The organism is Rhodoferax sp., assembly GCF_039922535.1.
Classification (GTDB): Bacteria; Pseudomonadota; Gammaproteobacteria; order Burkholderiales; family Burkholderiaceae_C; genus Rhodoferax_B.
The window spans coordinates 1-10,437 of record NZ_JBDTEM010000075.1 but is presented as its reverse complement, the minus strand read 5'-3'; the positions used below and the strand labels follow the sequence as shown (position 1 = coordinate 10,437).

The following is a 10,437-nucleotide window of genomic DNA, read 5'->3' as shown; positions in this document are numbered from 1 at the left end:
GCAAGAAATTGTGGAGAAGCAAAATCGCGCGCTGGGCATGGTCGTGGCCGCGATGTGTTTGGGCATTTCGATCATCGTCGCCGCCGCCATTCACGGGTGAGTGACACGGTCGCAAGCGAAGCAGGTCAACCGGGCCTGAACGGGCGGCGCGCCCAGCCGCTGGAAGTCGCGCTGCTGGCCAGCGTCTTTGTGATCGCGGCCTGCGGGCTGGTGTATGAGCTGGCCGCTGGGGCGCTGGCCTCGTACACGCTGGGTGACTCGGTGCTGCAGTTCTCCACTGTCATCGGCACCTACCTGTTTGCCATGGGCATCGGCTCGTGGCTGTCACGTTTTTTTGAGCGCCAGCTGCCAGCGCATTTTTTGCGCATTGAGCTGATGGTGGCCTTAGTGGGCGGAACCCTGCCGGCGGTTCTTTTTTTGGCCAATGCCTACACACCGGGATCGTTTCGCTTTCTGCTCTATGCGCTGGTGTTGCTGGTGGGCGCGCTGGTTGGGTTGGAGATTCCGCTGGTTATGCGCATTCTCAAGCGCAATGTGGCGCTCAAAGACCTGGTGTCGCAAGTCCTCACTTTTGACTACCTGGGCGCGCTGGCGGTGTCGCTGGCGTTTCCGCTGCTACTGGTGCCGCACCTGGGCCTGGTGCGCACCGGGCTGTTGTTTGGCCTGATGAATGCCACCGTGGCGCTGTGGGCGCTGTGGCTGTTTCGGCACGACCTGCGCCAATTCAAGGCCCATGCGCTGGCTTGCCTGTTCACGCTGGCCGCGCTGGCCGCAGGCATGGCCGCCGCAGACCAGATCACCACTTGGGCCGAAGACAAGCTTTACCAGGACCGCGTGGTCATCGCCACCACCACGCCCTACCAGCGCATCGTGGTGACGCATGGCGCAGGCGATGGCAAGGCGGGCTACAGGCTGTTCTTGAACGGCAATCTGCAGTTTGCCCAACGCGACGAATACAGATACCACGAAGCGCTGGTACACCCCGTCATGTCTGCGCAAGGTGCACCCAAAAAGATAGCAGTACTCGGCGGCGGCGACGGCATGGCGGTACGTGAAATTTTGAAATACCCCAGCGTAGAAAGCATCACCCTGGTCGAGCTGGACCCAGCCATGACCACCCTGTTCAAGACGCAACCCGCGCTGGTGCAGCTCAACGGCGGCGCGCTGCTGTCTCCCAAGGTGCACATCGTCAACACCGACGCGTTCAACTGGCTGCAAACCACTACCGACACCTTCGACGTGGTCATCGTGGACTTCCCCGACCCGACCAACTTTGCCATCGGCAAGCTATACACCAATTCGTTTTACAGCCTGCTGGACCAGCGTCTGTCGGCCAGCGGCTACGCCGTCATCCAAACCACCTCGCCCCTGGTGGCCCGCCAAAGCTTCTGGACCGTGGCCACCACCATCGAGTCCGTAGGCCTGACCGCCACGCCCTACCACGCCCACGTGCCCAGCTTCGGCGAATGGGGCTACATCATCGCCAGCCGCAGGCCGTACCGCGTGCCTACCACGCTGCCCGACGGCCTGCGCTTTTTAAGCCCACACAGCCTGCCCGCGCTGTTCGACTTCCCGCTGGACATGGCCCGCGTACCCACCGAGATCAACCGGCTGTCGAACCAGGTGCTGGTGACGACGTACGAGGCGGAATGGGGCAAGGTGGTAGCGCGCTAGAGGCTGGCGATCACCACCCGCGCTGCGGCCAAATCCCACGCCGCCTGGCCCACGGTTTTGAACACCGGGGCCAGCGCGGACGACGGTATTGGCGCGGCCAGCACCGATGCCAGGCTGCGCACCTGGGCCCAGTCCACTTTGGCTTGTAGCAGGTCGCCCGCTTCGTGCCGGGCGCCGCCCAGGTCGTCCACCACGATCTGGCGGCTGTGCAGCAGGGCCGGGGGAAATTCCGCCATGTCGGGTTTGAACGCCCCCACGCCGATGGCCAGGGTGTGGGCGGCGATGTGGGCGGGAATCACCGGCGTGCGCGAGGTCGTCAGGGCCAGCACCAAGTCGGTGGTCGGCAAAGCATGTTCCAGATCGTCCACCAGCAACGCCACGGCATGGACCTGCGAATGTCGCATCTGCAGCGCCGTGCAAAACGCCTGTGCCGATGCCAGGCTGCGGCTCGCCACCCAAAATTGGGCAATACCCAGGTGCTCCACCAGCGCATCGGCGTGGGCGGCGGCCTGGGCACCGGTGCCGATCAACAAGGCAGACTTGGGCTTTTGCACGGCCAGCATCTGGATGCCCAGCAGCGTAACGGCAGCGGTGCGGCGTGCGGTGACGGTGGGGCCGTCCAGCAAGGCCAGGCGGCGGCCGGTGGCGGTGTCCATCACCACCACCTCGCCCTGGATGACTGGCAGGCCGTGCGCGGCATTGCGCGGGTGCACAGTGACCAGCTTGGTGACGCTGAGGTCGTGGGCCACGGCGGGCATGGCCAGCAGCACGCCGCCCTCGGCCATGGGCACGACTAGGCGCTCGGGGGCCTGGATCTGCTGCTGTGCCAGCTCCCGCGCAGCCTGGGCCACGGCGGGTACGAGCTGCGCGTAGGGCAAGGCTCGGGCGGTCTGTTCGGCATTAAGGATTTGCATAGCCACCTTTAGCGGAGAAAGAAGCCGGTGGGCATGGGGTCGGAATCTTCCAGCACCCACTGGTTGAAACCCATGATGTGCGCGCTGCCCGTGACTTCGGTCAGCGCGCCGTCGAAGTCGCCCACTTTTACCGCCTGCGTGACCTTGACCTCGAATTGGCTACCCACGATGCTGCCGTTCACATAGGTTTGCCCTAGCGGCAATTGCCCGCGCAGAAACAACTGCGCCGCCCGGCCCGAGGTGCCGGTGCCGGTGGGCGAGCGGTCGACCTCGCGGTCGGCAAACACGCAGACGTTGGACTGGTCTACCCCGGCGCAGTTAGGTACGCTGTCGATGATGCTGCCGTAGAGCTGGTCCAGTCCCGGCTCCAGCGGGTGCTGGATCTTCACCAGGGCGATGACCGCCGCCTTGGTTTCGGCCCCCAGCTGGATCAATTGGCGAACCAGTTCCGGCTTCACCGTCAGGCCGGCCTGCTCGGCATTGAGGTAGTAATAAAACGCCCCGCCAAACACGATGTCGCCGCGCAGCTTGCCAAAGCTGGGGGTGTCCACCTCCAGATCGCGCAGGTAGATGAAGGCCGGTACGTTCTTGAAGGTCACCTTGCCCGCGCGCTGGCCGTCCCACTCCACAAAGGCTTCGATAAAGCCCGCCGGGGCATCAAAACCAATGCGCGTCAGCGGCATGGTGCGCTCCACATGGCCCAGCTCCACCAGCACCTTGCCCAGGGCGATGATGCCGTGGCCGCACATGTCGCTGTAGCCCTCGTTGTGGATGAAGATGACCCCGAAATCGGCGGCAGGTGTGGTGGGCGGCAGCAGGTAGGCACCGTACATGTCGGCATGGCCGCGCGGCTCGTTCATCAGAAACTGGCGCAGTTCGTCGCGGTGGGCCTTGAGCCAGGCGCGCTGCGCCAGGATGGTGGTGCCCGGCACGGGCGGCATGCCAGACAACAAAATACGCAGCGGCTCGCCACCGGTATGCGCGTCCACGGTGTGCAGGGTACGGACCAAATTCAACATGGCGGTTTCCAGAAAAAGGATGGGGAAAACTGCGATGTGGTTGCCAAGGCTGGGCACCACATCTGGTTTTATTTTAACCAAACTGGTTCTAAAATAGCTCCACTTTATGAAAAACCCCACGTCCACCGAAACCATCCAGCCACCGCTGCGCGTGCCGCAGCTGTACGAGCTGGTGGCCGACCGGTTAAAAAAATCCATCCAGGACGGCACCTACCAGCCCGGCTCGCGCCTGCCCGCCGAACGCGATCTGGCCACCACCCTGGGCGTAGGCCGCGCCACGGTGCGTGAAGCCATGGGCGAACTGGTCAACCAGGGCGTGGTGCAGACCAAGCCCAACGCGGGCTCCTTTGTGCGCGAAACCGCGCTGGAGGTGATGCGCAGCCCGGCCAGCGGCCCAGCCCACGCCGACACCAGCCCGCTATCCACCCTGGCCGCGCGCCTGGCCATCGAGCCGCTGGTGGCGCAGTTTGCCGCTGCTGTCGGTGGCCGCGACCCTGAAATGGAGCGCCTGCTGGACCACATGGAAAGCACCAGCGACCTGGGCGACCCCGTGCAGCGCCGCGCCTGGAACGAGGCCGACCGCCAGTTCCACCAGCGCATTGCCCACATGAGCGGCAACCCGGTGATGGCGGCCATCGCCCAGGTGGTGGCCGCGGCGGTAGACGAACCCCTGTGGCGCCAGCTGCGCGACCACGGCATCCACGACCCGGCCCGGGCGCGGCTGTACGTGTACGAGCACCGGCTCATCTATGAAGCCATCGCCACGGGCAACCAAGAGGCAGCTGGCTTCTACGTGCGGCAGCACCTGGAGCGGGTGCAGAAGGACATGTTGGCGGCCGCCTAGCCTCCAGAAAAAGACCGCGGCTGACAGGGTCATGCAGAGCGTAGAAAATGCCAGTTCACGCACTGGCGAGGGGCAGATTCCTCGCATGCCTTGCATTCCACAGGAGACCTCTATGCGACCATGGATCTACACCCTGGCAGCCACCTGCCTGCTCGCCTGCGGCGGCGCGCAAGCCAAAGACACCACCCCCACGCCCAGCGTGAACGAGCGCCTGCAAAGCGCCCAAAAAGCCATCCAGGTCAAGGATTGGCGCCGCGCGCAAACCGAGCTCAATGCCGCGCTGCGCGACGAGCCGCGCAACGCCGACATCCACAACCTGCTGGGCTACACCGCCCGCAAAAGCAGCCCGCCCCAGCTGCCGCAAGCCTTCGCGCACTACAAAACCGCGTTGGAGATCAACCCCCAACACCGCGGCGCGCACGAATACCTGGGCGAGGCCTATCTGATGGACAAACAGCCGGCCGAAGCCCAAAAGCAGCTCGCCGCATTGGAAAAAATTTGCGGCAACCAAAGCTGCGAAGAGTACGCAGACCTCGCCAAGGCCATTGCCGACTACAAAACCAGCAACCCTTGAACGGTCACGGCGTAGCCGGGACTGCCTTGTTGCCTAAATGATGGGGGCCGGCGCTTTGCCAAGCCTACCCAAACCGTACCGAGCGCATCGACAGCGTGGCCTCTTCAAAGCCCTGGAATGGGAAGCTGACGGGGTCGGTTTCGGTGCTGGCACCCAGGGCGTACAAAAGGGGCACGTAATGCTCGATGCTGGGATGGGCCATGCGCCACAGGGGGTGCTTGGCCTTGTCTTGCGCCAGCAGGGTCGGCACGTCGCGCTGGCGCAAGGCCAGGGCGGTCATGCCGTCGAACTCCTGCGCCCAATCGTAGACAGGCGTTTCGGGCGCATCGGTGGCCAGGCGCAGGTTGTGCACGATGTTGCCGCTGGCCAGCACCAGTACGCCCTCTGACCGCAGCGCCTGTAACTGGGCGCCCAGGGCGACGTGCTCGTCCATGCGGATGCGGGCAGCCATGGCCAGTTGGATGACCGGAATGTCGGCTTTGGGATACAGGTGGTGCAACACCGTCCAGGCACCATGGTCCAGGCCGCGCTGGGTGTCCACCGCCGCATGCGACAGAGTGCGGGCGAGCTGCTGGGCCAGCGCGGGCTGGCCGGGGCTGGGATAACGCACCTGGTACAGGGCTTGGGGGAAACCGCCAAAGTCGTAAATCGTCTCCGGCTGGGCCGTAGAGCTGAGCATGGGCTGCTCGGCCGCCCAGTGCGCCGACACCACCAAGATCGCCCGTGGGCGCGGCAAATCGCGCCCCAGCTGGGCCAGGTGGCGGGTAAACGGCGTGTCGCGCAGCGCGTTCATGGGCGAACCATGGCCGATAAACACCACCGGCATCTTGCCGCGCGCAGGCGGCTGGGCGGAGGCGGCAGCCGCCTGGGCCAAAGGGTGGGCGGCGATCAAGGCCAGGGCGGTTTGGAAGAAATTGCGGCGGGTCATGGGGCGATGGGAGTGCTGCTGTGAGAGATAGTTCCGAACGGGTGCTGCCTATACTGGCCGCCGCAATCCCACCCCCTCCATGCACCGCCGCCATTTCCTCGCCACCACCACCCTGCCCTTGCTGGGCTGCGCACCTGCCCGTGAAATCGTCGGCGGCTTCACCGGTATCGCGGTAGAACGCGGCCACCTGCTGCGAGAGGCGCGCACCTGGCCTGCGCCCAGCGTCACCCGCCGCACCGACGTGCTGATCGCCGGGGGCGGCGTGGCCGGGCTGGCGGCGGCGCGGGCTTTGCGGCTGAAGGGCGTGGAAGACTTCGCCCTGCTGGAGCTGGAAGACAGCGCAGGCGGCAACAGCCGGGGCGGCGCGGTGAACGGCATTGCCTGCCCGCTGGGCGCGCACTACCTGCCGGTGCCCAGCGACGACGCGCCGGATGTACAAAATCTGCTGGAAGAGCTGGGCCTGCGCCAGCGCGTGGCGGGCCGCTGGGAGTACGACGAGCGCCACCTGTGCCACAGCCCGCAAGAGCGTTTGTTCTTCAACGGCACGTGGCAAGACGGGTTGTTGCCGGTGCAGGGTGTGGGCGCGGGCACCCTGGCGCAGTACCAGAAGTTTGCGATGCTGGTGGAACAACTACGCCAACAGGCCCACTGGACGATTCCCATGTCAAATCGGCCTCTGGCGCAGGTACAACTTGCGCTGGCAGCTATCACTTTCGCAGCATACCTAAACCAGCAGGGTTTGGATGACCCGCACCTGCGCTGGTACCTGGACTACTGCTGCCGCGACGATGTTGGCGCGGGCACGGCCACGGTGTCGGCCTGGGCGGGCATCCACTACTTCGCCAGCCGCCACGGTTTCCACGCGCCGGGCGCAGACAACGGCGAACGCGACAACGTGCTGACCTGGCCCGAAGGCAATGCCTGGCTGACCCGCCGCCTGGCCGCGCCGCTGGGTGACCGGCTGCACACCGGGCAGGTGGTAGTGCGCATCGCCGAAACCCGCCACGGCGTGGAGGTGGATGCTTTCAACACCGCCACGCAGACGGTAGAACGCTGGCAGGCCAGCCGCGCCATCGTCGCCCTGCCGGTGTTCATCGCCGCGCGCGTGGTGCAGAACCCGCCGGACTTTCTGACACAGGCCGCCGCCCGCACCACCTACGCCCCCTGGCTGGTGGCCAACATCCACATCGACAAGCCCCTGCACGACCGGCCCGGCCCCGCGCCGAGTTGGGACAACGTGCTGTACAACGCGCCGGGATTGGGTTACGTGGATGCCATGCACCAAAGCCTGCTGCCTGTGCCCGGTGCCACGGTGCTGAGCTACTACCGGGCGCTGGGCGATGTGCCCCAAGGACGGCGCCTGCTGCTGGAGAAACCGTGGTCGGCGTGGCGCGACGACATCCTGGCCGAGCTGGCCGTGGCCCACCCCGACCTGGCGGCCAAAACCACCCGCATGGACATCACCCGCTACGGCCACGCCATGGCCATCCCCACGCCCGCAGTTTCAAGCCAAATCGGCCTCCAGCGCAGATTGCACCTGCGTGGGCAGCTACAAAAACCGCAGCGCCTGGCATTTGCGCACAGCGACTGGGCGGGGTACTCGGTGTTTGAGGAGGCGTTTACGCTGGGGCACCGGGCGGCCTGACCGGGTTGCGACCGGGCACCCGCCCGCGCATCCGTTTGAAGAGCATGGCCAGCGCCGCGGCCGCAGCGATAGGCCACAACGCTAGGCATCGGCTTTTCAGACCGGTGCGAGGGGCGCCAGCGCTGGGTCTTTAGAAGGCGTGGTTGATGCCGAACATGGTGCCGGTCTGGCTGCCGCCTGCCAGCGGGTTGCTGCCGGCAGCCCCGCCGCTGACCGACACCGCCGCCAGGCTCTGGTTGCTGATGTGGCCCAACTGGCCGTACACGGTGGTGCGCTTGGACAATTTGTACAGCGCCCGCACGGCGACCAGGGTGGAGTCGGAGTTGGCATAGTCCTTGTAGGCCAGGCGGGCGACCGTGCCGTCCACCGTCCAGGCCGGGCTGATGGCGTAGGACGCGGCCAGGTACCACAGATCGCTCTTGGGTTTGGTGGTGCTGCCTTCGTTGTTGCGCCGGATCACGCCTGCCGCCAACTTGGCATCGCCGAACTTGGCGTAGCCGTTGACGGACAGGCGGGCATCGGTGGTGGCGCTGCTGTTCAGGCCGTTAAACACGCTATCGGTGGCGCTGGTGAGCGTGCGGCCGTGCTGCAGGTCGTAGCCCAAAGCAGCACCCCAGGTGGACGTGTCGTACTTGGCCAGCAGCGACCAGGCGCGGCAGGCCTGGGCATCGCTGGCGCTTTCACCCGCGCAGTTGGTGGCCCCAGGGTTGAGGGGCGTTGCCGTGGCCGTATCGCGGCCCAGGCTGTAGCTGGCACCCAGGCTGAGGGCATCAAATTTGCCGCGGTAGGCGACGGCGTTGTCGTGGCGGGCATTGGGGATGTAGGAGTCCAGCGATCCCAAGCCAAACACGCTGGGGCCCACGATGTCGGCATCCAGCAGCGACCAGAACAGCATGCTGTACTGGCGGCCCAAGGTGACGGCACCCCAGTCGCCGCTCAGACCGACGTACGACTGGCGGCCAAACAGGCGGCTACCTTGCAAGGAAGCCCCGGTGTCGGCACCGATGCCCATCTCTAGCGTAAACACGGCGGACAAACCCGCGCCCAGGTCTTCTTTGCCGCGCATGCCGACGCGCGAGGCGGTGATACCGGAATTGGTGGGCATACGGGTGAGGTTGCCGGCGGCGGTGTTGCTGACCGTCTCGATGCCTGCGTCGATGATGCCGTAGAGGTTGACGCTCTGGGCCTGGGCCGCGCCGGTAGCGGCCAAGGCGCTGAGCGCGGCAAAGGCGGTGAGCGTGAGGCGGGTTGTGGTTTTCTTCATGTATGTCTCCAGGGACTCTGGGTGGTGGGAATAGTCTGCGCAATGCGCAGGCCAGGGTTAGGCGCACGTGCGCCTTCGCAGCAACACAAATGCTCCTAATTCAGTAGCTTCCAGCGCAGGTGCTAGCTGCGCTGGAGACCTTTTTTATATAAATTTTTAAGCGGCAGGCTTGGGTGCACCCCAGGCGGGTGCCGCACCGCCGGTGCCCGCCACCGAGTACAGGGCGTTGGGGGCGTTGCGGGTTTGCTGGAAGACTTCCAGCGTCTCGCCGCGCATGGCGGCGTAGATGTGCAGGTTGGACACGCCCAGCACCGCGCCCAGCTTTTCCAGCCCGAAGAAGATCGCGCCGTAATGGATCAGGCCGCGCCAGTCGCGCCGGGCCAGCAGGTCGCACTCTTCGTCGTTCAGGCCTTTTTCGCGCATGTAGACGGGGCCGTCGGCCAGGAATCGCTGGCGGTGCGCGGGCTCGGCCATGTCACGCAGGAAGCGGTTCAGCCGCAGGGTTTTCACGCTGCGCGCAAAGTTGAACGGATAGCAGCCTTGCAACTGCTCGGCACCGGCCATTTGCAGGGCCATGGCGGCGCGGTGCCGCTCGACCTCGCCCGCAATCACCGGGCCGGCTAGGTTCTCGTAGACCACCGCCGCAATGCCGGTCATGGACGGCAAATAGTAGGCCTGGTGCAGCTTACGCACCTGGGACGACAGCGCTCCGCGCATGGTCAGCCACATCATCACCTCCGCGCCTTCCATGCCGCCCAGCGTGGCCAGTTCGGCGTGGGTCAGGGAGGCCAGGCGCTCGGGGTCGTTTTCAAACAGCTCCAGAAACTGCATGTCCCAGGGCGTGTTGTTGAAGCCCGCGCGCTCGCCGTGCACCTGGTGCGACAGGCCACCGGTGGCGACGATCACCACGCGCAGGTCTTCGGGGTAGCTCTCAATCGCCCGGCGCAGGCCCTGGCCCAGCTTGTAAAAACGCCGCGCGCTGGGCAGCGGAAACTGCAACACGCCCATTTGCAGCGGCACCATGCTGACCGGCCAGCCATGCTCGTGCTCCCACAGCACCGACAGCGGCGAAAAGCAGCCGTGGTCCAGCGGTTTGTCCTGGAAGAAAGACATGTCGAATTCATCGGCCATCAGCGACTGGCCGATGTGCGCGGCCAGCGCGGGGTGGCCGTGGATACCGGGTAAATCACGGGCACCACCGCCCTCGTCGGCCACCTCGTAGCGCTCGCCAATACCCAGCGCAAAGGCCGAATAGTGGTCGAAAAAGAACGAGGTCACGTGGTCGTTGTAGGTCACCACCACCACGTCCGGCTTGGCCGCCGCCAGCCATTGCTTGACGGGCTCCATCGCCTCGAAGATGGGTGCCCACACCGGGTCGGCCTGCTTGTCGCGGTCAAACGCGAAGCCGATGGTGGGGGTATGCGAGACGGCTACGCCGCCAATGATTCGTGCCATGTGGCCACTCCAATATCAAGGTTTCAAAATGGCACACCCCCTGTCCGTCCCAATGGCGGTGCAGGGGGGCCTGGCAGCCTGCTTTACAGCGGGGCGGCTGCGTAGGGCGTGAACATGTCC

10 protein-coding genes are annotated in these 10,437 nt (G+C 65.5%); 5 read left to right on the top strand and 5 right to left on the bottom strand.

Annotation, left to right across the window (positions count from 1 at the left end):
* Positions 1–100, top strand: a 100-nt coding sequence (locus tag ABI213_RS03070) for a DUF350 domain-containing protein (protein WP_348026073.1), incomplete at its 5' end; no start/stop codon positions are given.
* Positions 97–1,674: a polyamine aminopropyltransferase gene (locus ABI213_RS03065; RefSeq protein WP_348026071.1), complete on the top strand. Its 1,578-nt coding sequence runs from the start codon at positions 97–99 to the stop codon at positions 1,672–1,674. The genes ABI213_RS03070 and ABI213_RS03065, both read left to right, overlap by 4 nt.
* Here the strand turns inward: ABI213_RS03065 and ABI213_RS03060 are convergent.
* Positions 1,671–2,588, bottom strand: a complete 918-nt coding sequence (locus tag ABI213_RS03060) for a delta(1)-pyrroline-2-carboxylate reductase family protein (protein ID WP_348026069.1) — start codon at positions 2,586–2,588, stop codon at positions 1,671–1,673. The genes ABI213_RS03065 and ABI213_RS03060 overlap by 4 nt on opposite strands.
* A gap of 8 nt (positions 2,589–2,596) precedes the next feature.
* Positions 2,597–3,607 (bottom strand): trans-3-hydroxy-L-proline dehydratase, encoded by a 1,011-nt coding sequence (gene lhpH, locus ABI213_RS03055; RefSeq protein WP_348008792.1) that lies wholly within the window; start codon positions 3,605–3,607, stop codon positions 2,597–2,599.
* 106 nt (positions 3,608–3,713) lie between these two features.
* Between lhpH and ABI213_RS03050 the strand changes: the two genes are divergently transcribed.
* Positions 3,714–4,451, top strand: a complete 738-nt coding sequence (locus ABI213_RS03050) for an FCD domain-containing protein (protein ID WP_348008793.1) — start codon at positions 3,714–3,716, stop codon at positions 4,449–4,451.
* 112 nt (positions 4,452–4,563) lie between these two features.
* Positions 4,564–5,025, top strand: coding sequence for a tetratricopeptide repeat protein (locus ABI213_RS03045; protein WP_348008794.1), 462 nt, complete (start codon positions 4,564–4,566; stop codon positions 5,023–5,025).
* 64 nt (positions 5,026–5,089) lie between these two features.
* On the opposite strand, the gene ygiD is transcribed toward ABI213_RS03045, so the two are convergent.
* The gene (gene ygiD / locus ABI213_RS03040) at positions 5,090–5,953 is read right to left on the bottom strand and encodes a 4,5-DOPA dioxygenase extradiol (protein WP_348008795.1); all 864 of its coding nucleotides are present in this window, start codon (positions 5,951–5,953) and stop codon (positions 5,090–5,092) included.
* 79 nt (positions 5,954–6,032) lie between these two features.
* On the opposite strand from ygiD, the gene ABI213_RS03035 reads away from it, so the two are divergent.
* Entirely contained in the window at positions 6,033–7,598 is a 1,566-nt protein-coding gene (locus ABI213_RS03035) for an FAD-dependent oxidoreductase (RefSeq protein ID WP_348008796.1), read from the top strand.
* A gap of 130 nt (positions 7,599–7,728) precedes the next feature.
* On the opposite strand, the gene ABI213_RS03030 is transcribed toward ABI213_RS03035, so the two are convergent.
* Together ABI213_RS03030 and ABI213_RS03025 are read right to left on the bottom strand one after the other, a co-directional pair.
* Positions 7,729–8,862 carry a porin gene (locus ABI213_RS03030; protein WP_348026067.1) on the bottom strand — a complete coding sequence of 378 codons (1,134 nt, stop codon included), beginning with the start codon at positions 8,860–8,862 and terminating at the stop codon, positions 7,729–7,731.
* Between the two features lie 156 nt (positions 8,863–9,018).
* Positions 9,019–10,317 (bottom strand): gallate dioxygenase, encoded by a 1,299-nt coding sequence (locus ABI213_RS03025; protein ID WP_348008798.1) that lies wholly within the window; start codon positions 10,315–10,317, stop codon positions 9,019–9,021.
* Between the last annotated feature and the right edge of the window lie 120 nt (positions 10,318–10,437).

Coding starts and splice junctions, on each gene's coding strand:
- ABI213_RS03045 (WP_348008794.1), top strand. CDS start 4,564: ATGCGACCATGGATCTACACCCTGGCAGCCACCTGCCTGCTCGCCTGC.
- ABI213_RS03025 (WP_348008798.1), bottom strand. CDS start 10,317: ATGGCACGAATCATTGGCGGCGTAGCCGTCTCGCATACCCCCACCATC.
- ABI213_RS03060 (WP_348026069.1), bottom strand. CDS start 2,588: ATGCAAATCCTTAATGCCGAACAGACCGCCCGAGCCTTGCCCTACGCG.
- ygiD (WP_348008795.1), bottom strand. CDS start 5,953: ATGACCCGCCGCAATTTCTTCCAAACCGCCCTGGCCTTGATCGCCGCC.
- ABI213_RS03035 (WP_348008796.1), top strand. CDS start 6,033: ATGCACCGCCGCCATTTCCTCGCCACCACCACCCTGCCCTTGCTGGGC.
- ABI213_RS03030 (WP_348026067.1), bottom strand. CDS start 8,862: ATGAAGAAAACCACAACCCGCCTCACGCTCACCGCCTTTGCCGCGCTC.
- ABI213_RS03050 (WP_348008793.1), top strand. CDS start 3,714: ATGAAAAACCCCACGTCCACCGAAACCATCCAGCCACCGCTGCGCGTG.
- lhpH (WP_348008792.1), bottom strand. CDS start 3,607: ATGTTGAATTTGGTCCGTACCCTGCACACCGTGGACGCGCATACCGGT.